Source organism: Sphingobacterium hungaricum (assembly GCF_015210005.1).
GTDB classification, from domain to species: Bacteria; Bacteroidota; Bacteroidia; order Sphingobacteriales; family Sphingobacteriaceae; genus Sphingobacterium; species Sphingobacterium hungaricum.
Genome location: NZ_MU158698.1, coordinates 877,009 through 895,875, shown reverse-complemented (window position 1 = coordinate 895,875; position 18,867 = coordinate 877,009). Strand labels below are relative to the sequence as shown.

20 protein-coding genes are annotated in these 18,867 nt (G+C 36.7%); 3 read left to right on the top strand and 17 right to left on the bottom strand.

The annotated features are described in order from the left end of the window. Entirely contained in the window at positions 1-816 is an 816-nt protein-coding gene (locus C4F49_RS07095; RefSeq protein WP_196935177.1) for a hypothetical protein, read from the top strand. Here the strand turns inward: C4F49_RS07095 and C4F49_RS07090 are convergent. The 17 genes from C4F49_RS07090 to C4F49_RS07010 form a co-directional block, all read right to left on the bottom strand. Then, positions 811-1,104, bottom strand: a complete 294-nt coding sequence (locus C4F49_RS07090; protein ID WP_196935176.1) for a chaperone modulator CbpM — start codon at positions 1,102-1,104, stop codon at positions 811-813. The two genes, C4F49_RS07095 and C4F49_RS07090, sit on opposite strands and share 6 nt — an antisense overlap. 3 nt (positions 1,105-1,107) lie before the next feature. Then, complete coding sequence (locus tag C4F49_RS07085) at positions 1,108-2,037, bottom strand: DnaJ C-terminal domain-containing protein (protein WP_196935175.1); 930 nt, start codon at positions 2,035-2,037, stop codon at positions 1,108-1,110. A gap of 47 nt (positions 2,038-2,084) precedes the next feature. Continuing rightward, the gene (locus tag C4F49_RS07080) at positions 2,085-4,775 is read right to left on the bottom strand and encodes a TonB-dependent receptor (protein WP_196935174.1); all 2,691 of its coding nucleotides are present in this window, start codon (positions 4,773-4,775) and stop codon (positions 2,085-2,087) included. A 208-nt stretch (positions 4,776-4,983) separates the two neighbouring features. Then, positions 4,984-5,736 (bottom strand): hypothetical protein, encoded by a 753-nt coding sequence (locus tag C4F49_RS07075; RefSeq protein ID WP_196935173.1) that lies wholly within the window; start codon positions 5,734-5,736, stop codon positions 4,984-4,986. A gap of 1 nt (position 5,737) precedes the next feature. Next, on the bottom strand, positions 5,738-6,094 hold the full coding sequence (locus C4F49_RS07070) for a GntR family transcriptional regulator (protein WP_196935172.1): 357 nt from the start codon (positions 6,092-6,094) through the stop codon (positions 5,738-5,740). 1 nt (position 6,095) lies between these two features. Further along, positions 6,096-6,908, bottom strand: a complete 813-nt coding sequence (locus C4F49_RS07065; protein ID WP_196935171.1) for a hypothetical protein — start codon at positions 6,906-6,908, stop codon at positions 6,096-6,098. After that, positions 6,901-7,749 carry an ABC transporter ATP-binding protein gene (locus C4F49_RS07060; protein WP_196935170.1) on the bottom strand — a complete coding sequence of 283 codons (849 nt, stop codon included), beginning with the start codon at positions 7,747-7,749 and terminating at the stop codon, positions 6,901-6,903. The genes C4F49_RS07065 and C4F49_RS07060 overlap by 8 nt, the downstream gene beginning before the upstream one ends. Before the next feature lie 187 nt (positions 7,750-7,936). Continuing rightward, positions 7,937-9,514: a M28 family peptidase gene (locus C4F49_RS07055; RefSeq protein ID WP_196935169.1), complete on the bottom strand. Its 1,578-nt coding sequence runs from the start codon at positions 9,512-9,514 to the stop codon at positions 7,937-7,939. Positions 9,515-9,527: 13 nt separating this feature from the next. Then, positions 9,528-9,965 (bottom strand): ribose 5-phosphate isomerase B, encoded by a 438-nt coding sequence (rpiB, locus tag C4F49_RS07050; RefSeq protein WP_196935168.1) that lies wholly within the window; start codon positions 9,963-9,965, stop codon positions 9,528-9,530. Positions 9,966-9,973: 8 nt separating this feature from the next. After that, positions 9,974-10,846 (bottom strand): twin-arginine translocase subunit TatC, encoded by an 873-nt coding sequence (gene tatC / locus C4F49_RS07045; RefSeq protein ID WP_196935167.1) that lies wholly within the window; start codon positions 10,844-10,846, stop codon positions 9,974-9,976. A gap of 81 nt (positions 10,847-10,927) precedes the next feature. Further along, on the bottom strand, positions 10,928-12,286 hold the full coding sequence (accC, locus tag C4F49_RS07040; RefSeq protein ID WP_196935166.1) for an acetyl-CoA carboxylase biotin carboxylase subunit: 1,359 nt from the start codon (positions 12,284-12,286) through the stop codon (positions 10,928-10,930). A 67-nt stretch (positions 12,287-12,353) separates the two neighbouring features. Then, a complete protein-coding gene (gene accB / locus C4F49_RS07035) occupies positions 12,354-12,839 on the bottom strand; it encodes an acetyl-CoA carboxylase biotin carboxyl carrier protein (RefSeq protein ID WP_196935165.1) in 486 nt (161 codons plus the stop codon). A gap of 70 nt (positions 12,840-12,909) precedes the next feature. Continuing rightward, positions 12,910-13,899, bottom strand: coding sequence for a beta-ketoacyl-ACP synthase III (locus tag C4F49_RS07030; RefSeq protein WP_196935164.1), 990 nt, complete (start codon positions 13,897-13,899; stop codon positions 12,910-12,912). A 6-nt stretch (positions 13,900-13,905) separates the two neighbouring features. Continuing rightward, entirely contained in the window at positions 13,906-14,844 is a 939-nt protein-coding gene (plsX, locus tag C4F49_RS07025) for a phosphate acyltransferase PlsX (protein WP_196935163.1), read from the bottom strand. A 104-nt stretch (positions 14,845-14,948) separates the two neighbouring features. After that, a complete protein-coding gene (gene rpmF / locus C4F49_RS07020) occupies positions 14,949-15,140 on the bottom strand; it encodes a 50S ribosomal protein L32 (protein ID WP_196935162.1) in 192 nt (63 codons plus the stop codon). 14 nt (positions 15,141-15,154) lie between these two features. Then, the gene (locus tag C4F49_RS07015) at positions 15,155-15,691 is read right to left on the bottom strand and encodes a YceD family protein (RefSeq protein ID WP_196935161.1); all 537 of its coding nucleotides are present in this window, start codon (positions 15,689-15,691) and stop codon (positions 15,155-15,157) included. A 69-nt stretch (positions 15,692-15,760) separates the two neighbouring features. Further along, positions 15,761-16,414: an epoxyqueuosine reductase QueH gene (locus C4F49_RS07010; RefSeq protein WP_196935160.1), complete on the bottom strand. Its 654-nt coding sequence runs from the start codon at positions 16,412-16,414 to the stop codon at positions 15,761-15,763. 136 nt (positions 16,415-16,550) lie between these two features. Here C4F49_RS07010 and C4F49_RS07005 point away from each other — a divergent pair, with 136 nt between their 5' ends. Together C4F49_RS07005 and C4F49_RS07000 are read left to right on the top strand one after the other, a co-directional pair. Further along, positions 16,551-17,630, top strand: coding sequence for a hypothetical protein (locus C4F49_RS07005; protein WP_196935159.1), 1,080 nt, complete (start codon positions 16,551-16,553; stop codon positions 17,628-17,630). A 152-nt stretch (positions 17,631-17,782) separates the two neighbouring features. Further along, positions 17,783-18,829: a hypothetical protein gene (locus C4F49_RS07000; protein ID WP_196935158.1), complete on the top strand. Its 1,047-nt coding sequence runs from the start codon at positions 17,783-17,785 to the stop codon at positions 18,827-18,829. Positions 18,830-18,867 lie beyond the last annotated feature (38 nt).

The following is an 18,867-nucleotide window of genomic DNA, read 5'->3' as shown; positions in this document are numbered from 1 at the left end:
ATGAGGATTTGTAAATTAATAGTATTTTTATCCGCTCTACTAAGTTATTCCTGTACAAGCTATGACTATGTTGCTAAAGGTTTTATGATTGAGGGTGATGAATTTTATCACAATGTAGATGATAAAATTAGTTTTGAACTGTATGGCGATTTTTCGCCATACGATTCAAAATCAAAAAAGGGAGTTCGGATGGATAAATTATATGCTTCAGACCGTAAGGTTTTAAAAGAAATTGGCATCGAACCTAAAACGGTGGACTTTTACTTTTCGGGAATGCCATCGATGGATCCAGACTATCACGTTGTCTTATTCAAACCAAAGGATAGCCTATTAAATCGCAAAAGGCTAATTCCTCAACTCAAATACAACACGAACTATTTTTATCGGAATTTTGAGACTAAAAAATATGCTATTCAATATGTAGTTTTTCCGACGAAAAAAGGAGATATAGGATTTGTGTATTATGATTCAAAGAAATCTCCAACGAAAGATTTCAATGAATTAATAGATAAAAACATAGCCATTGGGAAAAAGTTTTTTCCAGATAGAACCGATGATGGATGCGAAGAAGAAAAAGGAAGCATTATGGTTGAAATTCCCGAGGATCTGGTCAGTTCTGTTGATTATACCCTGATAAAGATTTATCGAAAACTTTCCAATGGACAGAAGCAGTTAGCTGTTTTCAATTTACGATCTCCGAATGAAAGACCTTATGTGGCATATAGAATTTGTGCCGGTGATTACGAAGTGCAATACACCAACATAAAAGAAGATATTCTTTGGAAAGAAGACGTTGCAGTTACCTTAGATTTATAATTCTTCAATAAATTTAGTTTTCATTTTCAATTGAGCAATTTCTTGCTGAAGTTGCTCAATTTTTTTTAACAAATGGTAAGCGACCTCAATACCTTGGTGATTCACTTCCAGCTCATAATGCCAATTAGAAAACTTCTCTAAATCCGGTAATTGTTCTTCATCAATGTATTGCTGATCTTCTAAAACGATTAGCGTCAACAATCCATTGTCAGCGAGGGTCTGAATAAACGTGATTTCAATATGTGTAGTTTGAATATAATCGAGGATTTTAATGTAATTCGTTGCCATAGCTTATTTCCTTAAGTCCGCTAATTGTTTGAATAATTCCTTTTCTTGATCAGTGAGATTAGTCGGCATTGTGATTGTCAACGTAACGATCAAATCACCAAACTCACCATCCTTTTTGTACACAGGAAAACCTTTACCTTTTAAACGTACTTTGGTGCCATTTTGTGTTTCAGGTTTTACTTTTACTTTGATTTTTCCGGATAATGTTTCCACAATAACTTCACCTCCGAGTAATGCGGTATACAAATCGACTTCAACCGATCTGGATAAATTATTGCCATTACGTTTGTAGGTTGGGTCGGCTTTGATTTCAAACTGGATATACAAGTCGCCTTTCGGTCCGCCATTTGAACCTTCGGCGCCCATGCCTTTCAATTTGATTTTTTGCCCGTCTTCAACACCTGCCGGAATGGTAATGCGGATATTTTTCCCGTTGACATTAAAAGTTTGCTGATGCGTTGTATAAGCTTGCTGAAGCGTTAGGCTTACGCTTGTGTTGTAATCCTGTCCGCGAAATTGGCTTTGCCTTCCGCCACCTCTACGGCTTCCGAACATTTGCTCAAAGAAATCTGAAAAATTTCCGTCGTCGTAATTGCCTGTGTAACCACCGCCACCGCCAAAATCGAAACCTTCAAATGGATTTCCAGAGCTAGAAGAACGGCCACGAGACTGTTGATATTGCTGTTGCTGGCGATCATATTCTTCCCCATGTTTCCAATTTTCGCCATATTGGTCGTATTTTTTGCGTTTATCAGGGTCGGTCAATACTTCATTGGCTTCATTTATTTCCTGGAAACGCTGTTTCGCACTCTCGTCGTTAGGATTTAAATCCGGATGGAATTTCCGCGCCAATTTCCGATATGCTTTTTTGATGTCATCTTGCGATGCGGATTTATCAATACCTAAAACTTTATAATAATCTACAAATGCCATTTCAATTTTCTTAGTCCTTAAAAATAAACAATAAATAAATTTATCGTTTATTTTGTTTTCAAAATATTGAATTTATAGACGTAACCAAGTAAAAAATATTGTTGCAAAGTCATGGAGTTATAAAAATAATTGGTGTTTCCGCTGACGCCCCAATGATTGGATACATTTTGATTTAAGATATCAAAACCTGTCAGTTTGATTTGCGATTTGTTCTTGAAATTATAGTATAACGACGCATTCAAAATATGGAAATTCTCCCGCTCATTCAATCCACTAGCTTTATTTTGAAGAGAATAGCTTGACTCTAAAGTAAAGGATTTTATGTCGATTAGATTTAAACCAATACCTAAATTGTGCGATAAATAGTTTGTTTCCACAAAATCTGAGTTATCCTTCACCGCATTAAAGTTCCTGTTTGATGATAAGGTATATTTCGGAGAAATGCCAATCTTATTCTTATACATCATTGAAAATTCCTGATCAAAATTCATTTGAAACTGAGTTGTTCGGTTGGCTACATCATTGATTGTAGAATAATTTTGATGGGTGTATGCATACGAATTTTGTGAAACATCCAATTGCCAAGTTTTATTGTTAAGTACCGTATATCGGAAATAAACGGCAAGATTTGTAGAATAGACTTCGCCAGATTGAAATGCTTGACTCGTACTATTTGCTGTTGTCAAATCTCTCCAAATTCTGTAACCAACGCTTTTGTCGCTGTAATTTCCGTTAGCATAAAATCCAGCTTGGTATTTATTGCTGTATTTATTGTAATTGATTCCGAATTGCTGTACAGACACATTGCCAAATATTTCGGATCTTAACCTGATGGAAGTCGGACTCAGGGTGTTATCTTGTAATCGGAAAGCGTAAGTATTCGGTGGCCGAACATCCTTCGACCAGGAAATATTTAAACGATCGTACCTTATCGAAATATTTGGCAACCAGTAAGTTTTCTGCGTCTTGTTGTCTGGCTCAATTGCATTGAACGCAAAGTGGTTGTTTTTAATTTGATAAGCTGTCCCAAAATTTACAGACAATTTATCAATAGGTTTCCAGAAAAACTTAATACCAGAAATATGGTCTTGATATGAAAATTTGTAACTATTTTCTGAATCAACAGCTCGATAGACACCCGTATTATTCCGATTTACTAAAATGGTTTCTTCAGGTTTGCTGGAATTAATAACATAGGATTGGTAAAGCTCAAAATTTAATTTTTCGATTGATTTATTTCCGTAGTTTATTGAAAATGAAAGATTATTATTCGAGTTTGAGTTAGATAGATTTTGCCAAATCAAAACTTCATTTGGCGTTGTAAGATAAAACCTCGTACTATCCAAATTTTCATTTTGATCTTTTGTCGAATTGATGCCGATGTTATTCCTGAAGGAAACAATATGATTTTTAGAGAATTGTTTTTCGATAAAAAAATCATGATTATAGTTACTTGTATTTCCCGAGTTGAATCCATCGTAAATTGTCGAATTAACTAAGGAACTATCGTTTGCTATCGAAATATCGGTGAAATTTTTACCGTTATTTCTTTTTAGAGAAACGCTTGGTTTAAATTCAAAAAAGGCAGTCGTGTCAAAACGATGTCTGAATAAACTGGTAATATCATGTGACCAGTTGGTGCTGTTATTTGTTGATTCATATTCAGCGAATTGCCTCACGTCATCAAATAATGAAACTTGATTACTTTGGCTTTCATTCCTAATTTTTTTGTAACTCGTCATATACATCACATTGAGCTTTGTATTTTTTCCCCAATCGTTAGTTATGTTAATTCCTCCTGCCACATCATTTCCTAAACCATCCCAATTACGTCCGCCAAAATTCTGAAATTCATTGCTTTCGGCACGGGATAGCCCACCATGTTCTTGAAGTTCGCTATATTCAAAACTTTGGCGATTGATATTATTCCCAAATGCAATTAAACTTACCTGCAAAGTGTCGCGGAAGGTATTGACCAAAGCGCCTGCTTCGTAGCGCCCATGAGTTCCCCCGCTAGCATACATTTTCCCAAAATCAGCACGCAAAAAATCTTTCTTAAATTTCAAATTAATGGTGACCGGTAAATCTTCTTCATTTTCTACAATCTCCTTCGATTCGCCTCGATCTCGATAAACCTGCACCGTTTTAACCAACGAAGCATCCAGATTTCGAGTCGCTATTTTGAGGTCCGAGGCAAAAAAATCTTTTCCGTTCACTTTCACTGATGAAACTTCTTTCCCTTGGTAGTAAATTGTTCCATCCATATTGACTTGCAATCCGGGCAGTTGCTTAATCAGTTCCTCTACGTTTGCGTTCGGCAATGTCTTGAAATAATCCGTGTTGTATTCCAAGGTGTCTTTGTTCATTCGGACAGGTGGTGGATTGCTGACCAATACTTCCTCCAACTCGTTGATCGATAATTTGATATTGCCGAAATCCTTCTTTTCCTGAGCATTCAATTCAAAATCTTGGTGGATTGACGAACCTTCAATGTGGGTAATAAAAATAATCAACGGTTTTTTGGAAGGGATTTTTATGAAATTAAATTCTCCTTTTGAATCTGTCATCCCATAAGAAATAACCGAAGAATCTTGTTTGTTTAAAATGCTTATTGTCGCCTTTTCTAGAGGAAGGTCTTCATGATTAATAATCCTACCTTTGATTGATCCGGGACCATCTTGCGCAAATGATAAATGAAAACTAGTCAGGATCAGTATGAAGGTAAACCATGCTCTCATAATTGTCTAGGTATTATTGATTTGAATTCAATAATACTGATAAAATTCGATTCGGTTAATTATCTTTCCGATATTTAACAACCCATTAACATTTGGTTAAAATGAAGAAATTACAATCAATTTTTGATTTGAAAAACTCATAAACGCAAAAAAATCTCTTAAAGATTTATTTTCTTTAAGAGATTTTGAACTAGAACTATTTTTCTGATTAGTTTACGTTCACACCATTACCTGCAAATTCGTTTTTAAAGTATGTTTTGTCTCCTGATATCCTGAGGTTTTTCACGTGTTGAACCTCATCGCTATTTTGAGATTTTACTGTGCTTTTTCCAACTAGATTCACAGAAACAGAATCTACATTTAGTTTTGAGTCATAATTAAAAACGCTATTTTCCAATACTATATCAATTTTTTCTGATTTTACATTTCTAAAATATAATCTTGATTCGCTTTTTAGTTTGACAAATATTTTGGAGAATTTAGAAGTGTCGTTGTCATTATGCGACATGTCGATCTTGGATTTATCTTCACCCAAAATTATCAGTGAATCTTGATTTGGAACATTAAGATAAGCATACGTGTTTCTTATATCAACCGACTTTATTTCTTGTTTCGACTGAATGTAGAAGGTCATATCCTTCTTAAAAGTTTTCAAGATAAGTGTATCGTTTTTAACCTCAAATTCGTATTGATCCGGCCTTGGGGAATTCAAAACTGTGGAGTCCGATCTGTTCACGTTAAGCTGAACATAGTTTTCATTTCCTTCTACACGGATAAATTGAATGTTGTCAGGTAGTTTGCTCGATGTTTTGTAATCAAACGTTTTTATCCAATAGGCTGAGAGAAAATCTGCAGGAACATCCCGTTCTTTTATTCTAATATTGCCCAATAATGGTGGAAAAAAAGCAAATGCAAGCATGATTAGAATGGCAATGCTAAAATATATGTTAGACTTTTTCATGTTATTTTTTGTTTTTATAATGTTGTACCACATCGTCGATTGAAATTCCCAATAAATCCATTGATTCAAAAAAGGCAGGAAGTTCCACTTCCATAAATTGTTTCTTTTTCTGAGTGTGGATGATGTTTTTTGCATTTTCTTGAACAAAAAATCCTAAGCCTCTTTTGTTGTAAATGATCTCTTGCTGTTGTAAAAAATCGTACGTGCGCATAACTGTATTTGGATTAACTTCTAATTCAGACGCTAAATCGCGTACTGATGGAATTTTATCATCAGGCTTCCATTCGCCTTTGCCTATTTTTTCTAATGCATAGTCTGCAATTTGAATGTATATGGCTTTATCAGAATGAAATTGCATATTATAACTCCTTTTCTTTTAGCTTGTAATAAAACGAACTTAACAGAAAATAATAGACTATTAAACCCGCAATAATTAATAGTGTAGTCGTAGTCGCATTGTGGTTGAAATACACAACTACCCGGCTATTTACATAGAATTTCACAAGTAAATAGATGCTTAAACTAATAATTCCTGTATATAAAAGTAATGACCAGATTATGCTGTTTTTCTTGAAGAATTGCGTGCTCAGATGATAGTATGGCAATATCAACAAAGTAACTAATGTAAAAATAAAATACATCTCTCCCGGTACGGTGACAAAATATGTCCCATAGCTATGGTCTGGATATAAATCACCGCTCGCTACATAAAGCTGATTTACTTTTTCTAAATAATTACTTTTTACATAAGAAATCAGCGCCGTATCCAGTAGGTAAAAGACAAGTAGGATCAATAGTATGATTAGGGTAGAGTAGACATACAACGTAATTATCCGCTCGATTTTGCTGATTGGAATTAGCGTACTTCTGACCGATTTATTTAATTGTTTTAAATATGGATTTGAACAGATAAAAATAAATAGGGGGATTAGCATCAAAATTATAATTCGGCTTGAAATATCATTCGAATACAAAAATATGTTGGGTAAATTTTGATCGTCCAATAGTTCGGGATGTATTAAACTTAGGTTTAATATTCTTCCGGGCCACAAGAAATAAATTAACCAACAAATTAAAACTGCAATTGGCACTGCAATCAATTTCAAACGATTAAATTCCCAAAATTCTTTAAGGCTTATCAACAGCCGTGTTCCGTTTATTGTGTTATTCATGGTTTTGTAGCTGTAAAGTTTTAAATTTTGTCAAGAATGTTTCGTCTTGTGTCAAGGCGTTGAAAAATAATTCAATATCTAATTTGCTGTCTTCTTGATACTTGTTTTCAGTAATGCTTTGTAAGCCCGAAATAGTTTTTTCGAAGTAAAGCGCATCCGTTAGATTTTCAACATTATTTTCAAATTTGATTTTTTTAGTCAAATCATAGATGGATTCGTCGACAACTAATTGACGGTTATGGATTACCAAAAGCTGATCAATGAGCTGATCCAGATCACGAGTTTGGTGAGTAGAAATAACAATAATTTTATCATCGGTTGTGTATTTAGCTAGTAATTTTCTGAATTGGCTTTTGGAAGGGATATCCAATCCATTCGTTGGTTCATCCATCAGTATCGTGGATACATTGGTCGAAAGCCCAAAAGCAATATTCACTTTTTTCTGCTGTCCATACGAAAGATTTCCTAAATTTTCCTGCGGATTGACCTGGAGTTCCGTAAGCAATTCATAGAATTTTTTGCTATCAAATTTTGGATAAAGAGCTCCATAAACTTCTTCAAACGTTTTGATTTTCCACTTAGGCAATTCAACTTCGTCTGTAATAAAATAAATATCCAATAGAAACGAAACATTTCGTTCTTTCGAAATTTCTTTATTCACAGTTACGTCCCCGATTTTTGGAAATTGCAGGCCAGCTATCAGCTTCAAGAAAGTAGTTTTTCCGGTTCCGTTTAATCCTAACAAGCCGTAAACATGTCCAGGCTTAAGGGTGGTGCTTATCTTCTCTAAGATATTCACATCTTTTCGGTAATAGAATGATAAATCTTTAATAACAATCATACTTATAGTTTTAGTGTACTAGTATATTAATACACTACAAATATAGCCTATAGTTTTTATTCTGCAAGAAAAAATCTACTTTTTTGAAAATAAATTTTCAGACCGATACGCAACAATAAAAAAGGGCCTTTCCAGCTAATGGAAAGGCCCTTTTTGACTCTTTATTTTTTACTCTTAAATCTTTATTCTATTTCTTATTGCTGTCCACAGCCAATCGTTTATCACGATTCGCAACTTCCCAAGCGGTATAAAACACCAGTTTTTCGCGTTTGACCATCATTGGAAAATCAATTTTATCAACCGTGTCTTCAGGTGTATGGTAGTGGGGGTGAAGACCTGAAAAGAAGAAAATAACTGGAATTCCATTTTTTGCGAAATTATATTGATCCGAACGGTAATAGATGCGCATTGGATCTTTAGGATCATTATACATCGTATCCAATTCCATCTTTGTGTATGTATCATTCGCTTGATTAACGGCTTGATCTAATTCAGAACTCAATTTGTCTGCACCAATTACGTGGATATAATTATGATTTCCAGATAAATGTTTATCATCAATCCGTCCGATCATGTCTAGATTCAGACAAGTAACCGTATTTGCCAAGGGGAATATTGGGTTTTCGGAATAAAATTGAGAACCTAATAAACCTTTTTCTTCTGCCGCAAAGGCAAGGAATAAAATACTTCTTCTTGGACCGTTTCCATCTTTTTTCGCTTGAGCGAAAGCTTTAGCCAATTCCATCACACCGACAGTTCCTGAGCCATTGTCATCGGCGCCTGGATAAATTGTTCCGTCTTGCGTGATGCCATCATGATCATAATGACCAGAAACGATAACGATCTCATCTTTCAAATCCGAACCTTCTAAAAGGCCTAACACATTTGGATCATGCAATTGCTCTTGCTTAACACCCAAACGAGCTTCGAATTTTGCCTTCACGACTTTAGAAACTGGCTTTTGTTCAGCGCTCAATTGTTTTTGAGAAGCTTCGATAGTCGTTTTCGCATTTTTCAAAAGTGCATTGGCAACAGTTTCTGTAATATTTACAACAGGGATAGGGCTTTTAGCAACACGATCTGCTTCAACTTTGCCCAATGAAATTCTTGGAGAAATTAATCTGCCTTTCGCTCTGTTGATCAATTCTGCAACTTGTGAGCCTGTAGCCAAAATTAATTTTGGTTCCAGTTTGCTCAATTCTTGGATTCTTTTGAAGCGATTCGTAGTCCATTCCGATGCTTGTTTTGTTCCTGAAATCAGGTAATTTCCTTGAGCGTCCATTGGTTCACCTTGATTGATCAAAAGAACGATTTTTCCTTTGACATCAATATTTGCCAAATCATTGTATTTCGCATCTTGAATTCCGTAACCGACAAAAACGATTTCATCAGCTGAAAAATCAGATAAGTTATTATCTCCTTGAACGTAAAAATCTTGACCATAAACGAAGTTTTGCTTGTCGATGCTAAACTTTTCGGCTACATATAAAGATTTGATTAAATCAACTGGCTGAAAGTAACTTCCATTCACAGGCGCAACCAATCCATAAGATTTAAATTGCTCCGCAATATAATTGACAGTTTTCTCGCCACCTTTTTGGCCTGTTCCTCTTCCTTCAAATTCATCTGAAGCAAGAATAGCCAAATGTTTACGAGATGATTCTTCTGTTATTAAATCAGCATATTTTGTTTGTTCTGACTGTTGCGCAATGGAACACGCAACGAAAGATTGAAACAAGAATAAAAATAAAATGATTTTTTGCATAGCTAGAAATAGGTTATGAGCAAGAAATTTTATTAACTCTATTGGCATGTCTGCCACCTTCGAAATCTGTTGTTAGAAATGTTTTGGTGATTTGCTTCGCTAAATCTATGTCAACAAAACGAGCAGGAATACAGACAATATTAGCGTCGTTGTGCTGTCTTGCCAGCGCTGCAATTTCATCTAACCAGCAAATAGCCGCACGAATTCCTTGATGTTTATTCGCTGTGATAGCTACACCATTTGCGCTTCCGCAAATTAAAATGCCTAACTCATTTTCTTTATTTTCTATACTGCTCGCAACAGGGTGCGCAAAATCCGGATAATCTACCGAGTCTGCTGTATTTGGTCCAAAATCCTGAACGGTATAGTTTAATTCGTTTAACAATTCGATAAGAGCGGATTTATATTCAAATCCTGCATGATCACTACCTATTGCAATTTTCTTTGACATGATGAAGGTTATTTTTTATTATAAAATTCTTTTTCTGCTTTGAGTTTTCCTTTTTTAACGTTTGCCGAAACCATGATGCTGAGTTCATACAAAATAAACATCGGCGCACTAACGGTTAGCAATGTAATCACATCCGCCGTAGGCGTAATGATTGCCGCAATAATCAAAATGATCACAATCGCATATCTTCTGCTCGCACGCATAAACTCTGGAGTCATAATGCCTAGTTTCGATAGGATGAAAATTAAGATAGGCAACAAGAAGATGATTCCACAACCTAATGTTAGGGTCGCGACAGTTGACAAATACGAGTCAATCGTAATTTGATTCGTAATTTCTTCACTTAATGAAACATTGGAAAGGAAATTTACGGATAAAGGAACGACAATATAATATCCAAATAATGCTCCTACGACGAATAATAAGGTCGCATAGAAAACAAATCCTCTAGCTGATTTTCTTTCAATATCGGTTAAAGCTGGTTTGATAAATAACCAAATTTCAAATAACAAATAGGGAAATCCCATCGCCAAAGCCATTAATAGACAGGAATTGATCTGCAACATAAATTGTCCAGCCAATTCGGTATTGATGATGTTAAATGGAATCTTTTCTACACAAAAACCGTCTAGGTTCATCGCATAACCCACTTTGCACATCATGCGGTAAGTCCAAAAATCTAAATTTTTAGGGCCCATGATGATGTCGTTAAAAACGAAATCATAAAATGAGAAAGAGAGTATGGCAAACACGCCAATAGCAACTACCGAACGGATAATGTGCCAGCGTAATATTTCTAAATGATCGAAGAAAGACATTTCTGCTTCGATATTTTTCCCCTTGTCTTTTATTGCTTGTATTAATTTTCTGCTGTCTGCCATTAGTTTATGTAGTTCGAAAGAAAACAAAAATACCATTCTTAGTTTATAAGAATGGTATAATCTGTCTATGTAAGCAAAATTTTATTCAACTTCTTCTGGATATTCCGTCAAATCGAAGGTTTCCATGAATTTAGTTGTGAAATTTCCAGCTCTAAAGTTTGGATCTCTCATTAAGCGCAAGTGTAAAGGGATTGTTGTTTTAACACCTTCAATAACGAATTCGCTCAACGCACGGTCCATTGTATTGATCGCTTCTTCTCTAGTTTGAGCCACACAAATTAATTTCGCAATCATCGAATCATAATTTGGCGGAATCGTGTAACCAGAATACACATGTGTATCAACACGTACTCCATGACCGCCTGGTGAATGGAAATTCGTGATCTTACCTGGTGAAGGTCTGAAATTGTTAAACGGATCCTCTGCATTGATACGACATTCGATCGCGTGCATGGTTGGTTCGTAACTTTTTCCAGAAATCGGAATTCCTGCCGCAACTTTGATTTGTTCTTTGATCAAATCAAAATTGATTACTTCTTCCGTTACCGGGTGTTCAACTTGAATACGGGTATTCATTTCCATAAAATAGAAATTGCGGTGTTTGTCGACTAAAAATTCGATTGTCCCTGCACCTTCATATTTTACAGCTTTAGCTCCGCTGATTGCCGCGTCGCCCATTTTTTGACGTAATTCTGGAGTGATAAATGGAGAAGGCGCTTCTTCTACCAATTTTTGGTGACGACGTTGGATCGAACAGTCACGCTCAGAAAGGTGACATACTTTTCCATATTGATCACCGATAACCTGGATTTCAATGTGGCGAGGATCTTCAACATATTTCTCCAAATAAAGGCCATCATTTCCAAAAGCAGCTCCTGATTCCTGACGTGCGGAATCCCACGCTGGTTCAAACTCTTCGTCTTTCCAAACGACGCGCATTCCACGGCCACCGCCACCGGCAGTCGCTTTCAGGATAACTGGATAACCAATTTCGTTCGCCGTTACAATACCTTCTTTGACATTCTGAACTAAACCTTCCGAACCTGGGATTGTCGGAACTCCTGCTTTTTTCATGGTTTCCTTAGCCGAAGCTTTGTCGCCCATTTTTTCGATCTGATCGGCAGTTGCACCAATGAATTTAATTCCGTAGTCAGCACAGATTCCTGAGAATTTCGCATTTTCAGACAAAAATCCATAACCTGGGTGAATTGCATCCGCATTAGTCAATTCAGCAGCAGAGATAATATTCGGAATATTTAAATAAGAATCTTTACTCGCTGGAGGGCCAATACAAACTGCTTCATCAGCAAATCTTACGTGTAAGCTGTCCCGATCGGCAGTAGAATAGACCGCAACACTTTTGATGCCCATTTCTCGGCATGTACGAATGATACGTAAAGCTATTTCTCCGCGGTTGGCTATTAATATTTTTTTAAACATACTTATTTTAAAAGATGAACTTATATGAGCAACATGCCCGTTTCTTTATTGAATAGTGTGTAAATTATTAACTTGGGTCTACAAGGAATAATGGTTGATCATATTCAACCGGTTGAGCATCGTCAACTAAAATCTTTACAATTTTACCAGAAACTTCTGATTCAATTTCATTGAATAATTTCATCGCTTCAACGATACATAATACTTTTCCAGGAGTAATTTCATCACCTACATTTGCAAATAATGGTTTTTCTGGTCCAGCAGCACGGTAAAAAGTACCGATCATTGGAGATTTTACAGTAATGTATTTGGATGTATCATCAACTTTTTCTGCAACTGGAAGTGGATTTCCTGCGACAGTTTGTGGAGCCGCTTGAGCTGCTGCCGCTACTGGGATAGGAGCAGGAGCTGGAACTGGCGCCGTGATATACGTAGGTTCCTGATTTGTTTTTATTGTTATCTTAAAATCCTTTTCCTCAATTGATACTTCATTCACACCTGATTTAGATACAAATTTAATCAAGTCCTGAATTTGTTTGATGTCCATACTCATAGTAGTAGGTTTTATGTTAAATAATGAATTTTTTACTAATTGAACTAATAAATATATATAAAAAATGGAACTAATAAGCCCATTTTAAATAGATCGATCCCCAAGTGAATCCGCCTCCGAAAGCTGCCAAAATCAAATTGTCACCTTTTTTCAGCTTGCTTTCCCATTCCCATAAACACATCGGAATAGTCGCACTTGTTGTGTTTCCGTATTTCTGGATGTTGACCATCACTTTCTCTTCGGGTAACCCAGCGCGTTCAGCTGTTGCATCGATAATGCGTTTGTTCGCTTGATGAGGTACTAACCAATCAACATCTTCAGAGGTCAAATTGTTTCGTTCCATCACTTCTGCCGCAACGTTTGCCATATTCGTAACCGCGAATTTGAAAACCGTACGGCCTTCTTGGTATGCGTAATGTAGGCCTGCATCAACAGTTGCGTACGAAGCAGGGTTCAAAGAACCACCACCTTTGATGTTCAAGAACTGACCACCAGATCCGTCTGTTTTCAGCAAGGCATCTTGTAATCCAAGTCCTTCTTCGTTTGGCTCCAACAAAACGCAACCACATCCGTCTCCAAATAGAATGCAGGTGTTTCGGTCTTTATAATTAACTACTGCAGACATTTTATCTGCACCGACAACCAACACTTTTTGGTGTTTGCCAGATTCAATAAATTGAGCCGCTGTATTTAAACCAAAAAGAAAACCGGAACAAGCCGCTTGCAAGTCAAAACCCCAAGCGTTCACAGCTCCAATTTTATCTGCTAAAATATTCGCCGTCGCTGGGAATAACATGTCAGGCGTACTTGTGCAAAAAACAATAAGCTCAATTTCTTCAGCAGAAATACCGCGCTTTTTCAATAATCCTTGAACAGCAGGAACCGCTAAATCAGATGTCGCTTTTCCTTCGCCCTTAAGAATTCTTCTTTCTTTTATTCCTGTACGGCTTACTATCCACTCGTCATTTGTATCCACCATGGACTCTAACTCTTTATTTGTTAGAATATAATCAGGTACATAACCGTTTACTGCAGTGATTGCAGCATGAATTTTTGACATAAATTTTTAATTGAATGCAGATTTGATTCGATCAATAAACTTCGATTGAATCATGTCTCTTGAAAATAAAACCATATTTTTGATTGCTTCAGGAGTTGAGATTCCATGACCGATCAATACAGGAGCATTGATCCCCAAAATTGGGCTCCCCCCATAGCGCTCATAGTCAAAACGTCCAAAGAAATCATCTTCAAATCCTTTCTTCTTTGTAACAACGTAAAAGGATTCTGCTAGTTTCAGAACAACATTGCCCGTGTATCCATCACAAACATATACATCCGCATGGTCCGTAAATAGATCACGTCCTTCTGCGTTTCCAATAAAATTTATTTTCGTATTTGCTTTTAGTAGGGGGTAGGTTGCAATGGTTAGAATATTTCCTTTTTCTTCTTCTTCTCCGATATTCAGAAGACCGACTTTTGGGTTTTCAACACCGTAGACGTATTGAGAATATAAACTCCCTAAGAGAGCAAATTGATTCAACATCTCGGGTTTGCAATCCGCATTTGCGCCAACGTCCAATAAAATGCCAAAACCGCTTTTTAATTTAGGAACATTCGTTGCAATTGCCGGACGAAGAACGCCAGGAACGGTTTTAACGCTGAACATAGAGCCAACAAGCATCGCTCCCGTATTTCCCGCCGAAGCAAAGGAATCCAAGTGACCATCTTTCAATAAGTCAAATCCTTTTGCAATGCTGGAATTTGGTTTTTGCGTTATCGCTTTCGTTGGATGTTCGTGCATCCCAATGTTTTCGGGAGCATGTACATAGTCAAATAGGGCAGGATCAATTCCTGCTTCTTGAATACGTTTTTTAGCATCAGCTTCATCCCCAATCAAAACGATTCGGTGATCTTCTGCTAGCATTTTTTGAGCTTCTATTGCTCCAAGTATAGTAGAATTAGGGGCAAAATCTCCCCCTAACGTATCTAAGCCAATCTTCATTCGTTATTATTTTTCATAATCAATAATACGCAAAAAACATCCCAAATTAAAGTATAAATTTAAATTTTAAACTTATTTGGGATGTTTATTAAGAATGAATAGTCTTAGACAACCGCTGTGTTTTCTACTAATAATTTACCATTGTAGTACAAGTTGCCGTCTACAGTATATGCACGATGTGGCAAATGTACTGCTCCAGTTTCACTACATACTGTTAAGCTAGGCTTTACAGCTTTATAGTGTGTTCTTCTTTTGTCTCTTCTCGATTTTGAAATCTTACGCTTTGGATGTGCCATCTCGTATTTTTGTTTTAGTTATTTTTAATATTTTTTAATGCAGCCCAACGAGGGTCTGTTTTTTCTTCTTCTTCCTGATCTTCTTCAGCTGTTGGCTCAGTAAGCTTTTCCAGCATCGCTGGATCGCATACTAAATCAACTCCCTGTTCGCTGCAGCGAGTATACATAGGAACGCTCACATTGATGTATTCGTACAATAAGTTAGAAATGTCCAGTTCGTAGTCGTTTTTCGACAACACCATGATTTCTTCCGAATTCTCATCCCATGATTCATTCACAAACTTCACTAAGACACGTTCTTGAATTTCTAATGGAGAATCAAATTCTTGCAAACATACATCACACGTTAATGTGATAGTTCCTTTAATCGTAAAATTGACGATTAGCATGTTTTCCTGCTTCTGCAATTCTACTAAAGCATTTAACTTGCCTTTTTTGACTAAGGATTGCTCAAAACAATCAAAGAACGAATTCTCAATTTCAAATTCAAAATTGTGTTTCCCAGTCGTTAGACCTGAAAAAGGGATTTTATATTTTTTAAGATACTTCACAATCCTGCAATTGAGCCTGCAAAAATAGTCAATTTAAAGTAGAAATAAAATTTTTTTTCAATCTATTCGTTACTCTTCGTAGTAATTTTTTCCCAGCTCGATTTTTTTACGCCCATTATTGACTCTCCAGCGATTGGTATCGCGAAGCGAATATGCACAGCCACAATACTCTTGCATGTAGAAACGTTCTTTTTTGCTGATTTCCAGCATGCGTAAAGCACCACCTTTTTTGCGCCAATTAAATGTCCAATAATCCATGTTTTCGTGGCGTGAAGCTGCACGGACACCACAGTCATTGATCTGGTCCATGTTTTTCCATCGAGAAATTCCCAAAGAACTGCTGATGACATCAAAGCCATTTGCGGCAGCATATTCAGCTGTTTTTTCGAAACGCATATCAAAGCACATGGTGCAACGAATGCCTTTCTCGGGTTCATTTTCCATTCCTTTAGCCAATTCAAACCAATGGTCTACATCGTAATCGGCATCGATAAAGGGGATGTTATGTTTTTCCGCGAAGCGAATGTTTTCTTCTTTGCGAAGATCATATTCTTTTCGGGGATGAATATTTGGGTTGTAAAAATAGATGGTGAATTCAATTTCTGAATGAATTAACGCCTCCATTACTTCCCCAGCGCAAGGTGCGCAACAGGAATGCAAGAGCAATTTTTTGCCCTCACTGGGTAATGTTAGCTTTTCGCGCACAATTTCTTTCTTTTCCATATCCTTTATTGAACCTTTTGATTTGCAATTTTACGCAAATCCATTAATTTAATCAAACAATCTCTTTAGTCCCTGTACAATTTTGTAAGACAAAAACGTTTAAATACTTACATTTGTATTTAAGGTTTGTAGAAAAATGAGATTTATTTCAGCGCTAGTAGTATTTGTTGTTATCGGTTTAGGATTTGTTTCAAGTTGTAATCCCAGTGATGATGCCCCGGCTATTCCGGAAAATGATATTTCAAGATTGTATATTTCTACATCAGATTTTCAAACCAACGAAGCGTTGACCCCGTTCAACAATATCTTTATTGTCTCGCCTGCTGACTCCGCTGATTTTAATATTACCAACATGTCCTACAACTCATCGGTCAAAGGCGGTTCGGTGATTTATTTCAATCCATATGCGCAAGTACTTTTTCAAGCAAGCCAAAATAATTTAGGTCTGTCGGATACAATTATTTACAGCTTGAACTACAGCATAACGGATTCGACGATTGAATTGAGGAATAAGGGACGTTTAGGAAATGGGCTATTCCAAAGTGTGAAAGGGATGGTTTTTAATCCAGCGAACAATCATTTATACGTATACGACACAACTGCCAACGCAATTTTTATGGTACAGAATCCGGCCAATGTGTCAACTTATGCAAAAATTGAGCGGAAGTTCTTTTTACCTGAAACAACTTTAGGTTGGGCATTGACGATGAACGGAAATGATCTCTACATGACTCGCAGAGGGACGAATGGGGGAATTTCGATTTATGAAGGAATCACAGGAAGAAGAGATACCTTGAACACCAACTATGCTGCGTCACACTCGGTGACTGTTTCAGGATCCTCCAATATTCGAGGAATCTCATATGATACGGTGAAAAATGTGCTGGCATTAACTGATTACGAAGTTTCTGGAAGTACTTCGACAGGAAAAATCTATGTATTTGAGAATGTTGGGAATCTGAAATCACAAACAACGATTGCGCCGACTCGAGTTATTACTGGCTTGCAAACTGGCCTCCAAGAACCCGTGGATGTTGCGATAGATTTCCGCACAACAGGTCATTATATTTATGTGGCTGACCAGAAGGCGAAGAAAGTGTTTCGATTTAATTTGGCCGATCAAGGAGATGTAGCGCCTCAAGCAACTTATCAAAGTTCAAATGGGCTTACACCAGTATCCATTTCTCTCGATGCACGAGGCCCTTCAAGCAATTAAATCGCAATAATCCATTTGTTTTTCGATCCCGGTATATATTGTTAATTTATGATAAAATCCTGCAGATTATTTCTGTTCTAAAGCAGAACTGTATAATTTAGCAAGACAAAAACGTTTAAATACGTACATTTGTTACTTAAAGTTTTGTAGAAATGAGATTTACGTCAGCGCTAGTACTACTTGTTGTTATTGGATTGGGATTTGTCACGAGTTGCATACGCGATGATGCAGAACCTGCCAGCCAAGATGTAAATAATGCGCGATTGTATTTTTCGACTTTAGAATATCAAACGAATACTGCGGTTGCAGCTTACAACAATGCTTATCTGATTTCACCTCCAGATTCGCCAAGTTTTGAAAACATTAGTTTGAGTTTTAATTCGGGAGCGAGAGGTGGAAGCGTGATTTATTTCGACCGAAATCTGCAAATGGTATTTCACTCAAGCCAGAATAATTTAGGTGATTTAGATACGACAATCTATGGTCTTTCCGTCGGCACAACGGGCGTGTTGTCAAGTAAATCTAAAATTGGAAATCGCCTATTCCAAAGCATAAAAGGCATGGCCTATGATCTTGGTGAAGATAGGCTATATGCTTATGATAATATTTCTAAGGCAATTTATGTTACTACAGCTCCTAGATCCAAAATTAATTATGCAGCGATCGTAACGAGTTTTATGCTCCAAAACATATCTGGATGGGCGCTTTCGCTTGTCGGTCCAGACATGTTTATGACCAAAACGGGTGCAAATGGTGGCATTGCGATTTTTGAGAACATTACATCCAAAACCAATGCGACATATACTGCCTTTACTCCAGATCACACCATTACGATTGATGGTTCAAGCAATATCCGTGGGATTTCCTATGACACAGTCAAGGATGTGTTGGTGCTAACGGATTATGAGCTTTCTGGAAATGAATCGATTGGTAAAATTTATATTTTCGAAAATTTCAAGGATTCGAAAGATCAATCAACACTCATTCCTACAAGAACGATAACTGGAGCAGCAACTGGCTTGTTGCAGCCAATGGATGTCGCTATCGATAATCGTTCGACTGGAAAGTTTATTTGGGTAGCGGATCAGCGAGCAAAGAAAATCCTTCGATTCAATATTAGCGATAATGGAAATGTAGAGCCTGGCGCTGCTTTTAATAGTACTTACACACCGGTTTCGCTTGCTTTAGATACACGATAATTTGTCTTAGCATATTCTTGCGGTAATTTTTAGTTTGG

What these genes read in the sequence shown, in the direction of transcription:
- C4F49_RS07010 (WP_196935160.1), bottom strand. Translation starts at nt 16,414, where the DNA reads ATGGAAAAGAAAGAAATTGTGCGCGAAAAGCTAACATTACCCAGTGAG.
- C4F49_RS07075 (WP_196935173.1), bottom strand. Translation starts at nt 5,736, where the DNA reads ATGAAAAAGTCTAACATATATTTTAGCATTGCCATTCTAATCATGCTT.
- tatC (WP_196935167.1), bottom strand. Translation starts at nt 10,846, where the DNA reads ATGGCAGACAGCAGAAAATTAATACAAGCAATAAAAGACAAGGGGAAA.
- C4F49_RS07065 (WP_196935171.1), bottom strand. Translation starts at nt 6,908, where the DNA reads ATGAATAACACAATAAACGGAACACGGCTGTTGATAAGCCTTAAAGAA.
- C4F49_RS07005 (WP_196935159.1), top strand. Translation starts at nt 16,551, where the DNA reads ATGAGATTTATTTCAGCGCTAGTAGTATTTGTTGTTATCGGTTTAGGA.
- rpiB (WP_196935168.1), bottom strand. Translation starts at nt 9,965, where the DNA reads ATGTCAAAGAAAATTGCAATAGGTAGTGATCATGCAGGATTTGAATAT.
- C4F49_RS07085 (WP_196935175.1), bottom strand. Translation starts at nt 2,037, where the DNA reads ATGGCATTTGTAGATTATTATAAAGTTTTAGGTATTGATAAATCCGCA.
- C4F49_RS07095 (WP_196935177.1), top strand. Translation starts at nt 1, where the DNA reads ATGAGGATTTGTAAATTAATAGTATTTTTATCCGCTCTACTAAGTTAT.
- accB (WP_196935165.1), bottom strand. Translation starts at nt 12,839, where the DNA reads ATGAGTATGGACATCAAACAAATTCAGGACTTGATTAAATTTGTATCT.
- C4F49_RS07030 (WP_196935164.1), bottom strand. Translation starts at nt 13,899, where the DNA reads ATGTCAAAAATTCATGCTGCAATCACTGCAGTAAACGGTTATGTACCT.
- plsX (WP_196935163.1), bottom strand. Translation starts at nt 14,844, where the DNA reads ATGAAGATTGGCTTAGATACGTTAGGGGGAGATTTTGCCCCTAATTCT.
- C4F49_RS07000 (WP_196935158.1), top strand. Translation starts at nt 17,783, where the DNA reads ATGAGATTTACGTCAGCGCTAGTACTACTTGTTGTTATTGGATTGGGA.
- C4F49_RS07055 (WP_196935169.1), bottom strand. Translation starts at nt 9,514, where the DNA reads ATGCAAAAAATCATTTTATTTTTATTCTTGTTTCAATCTTTCGTTGCG.
- C4F49_RS07080 (WP_196935174.1), bottom strand. Translation starts at nt 4,775, where the DNA reads ATGAGAGCATGGTTTACCTTCATACTGATCCTGACTAGTTTTCATTTA.
- C4F49_RS07090 (WP_196935176.1), bottom strand. Translation starts at nt 1,104, where the DNA reads ATGGCAACGAATTACATTAAAATCCTCGATTATATTCAAACTACACAT.
- C4F49_RS07070 (WP_196935172.1), bottom strand. Translation starts at nt 6,094, where the DNA reads ATGCAATTTCATTCTGATAAAGCCATATACATTCAAATTGCAGACTAT.
- accC (WP_196935166.1), bottom strand. Translation starts at nt 12,286, where the DNA reads ATGTTTAAAAAAATATTAATAGCCAACCGCGGAGAAATAGCTTTACGT.
- C4F49_RS07060 (WP_196935170.1), bottom strand. Translation starts at nt 7,749, where the DNA reads ATGATTGTTATTAAAGATTTATCATTCTATTACCGAAAAGATGTGAAT.
- rpmF (WP_196935162.1), bottom strand. Translation starts at nt 15,140, where the DNA reads ATGGCACATCCAAAGCGTAAGATTTCAAAATCGAGAAGAGACAAAAGA.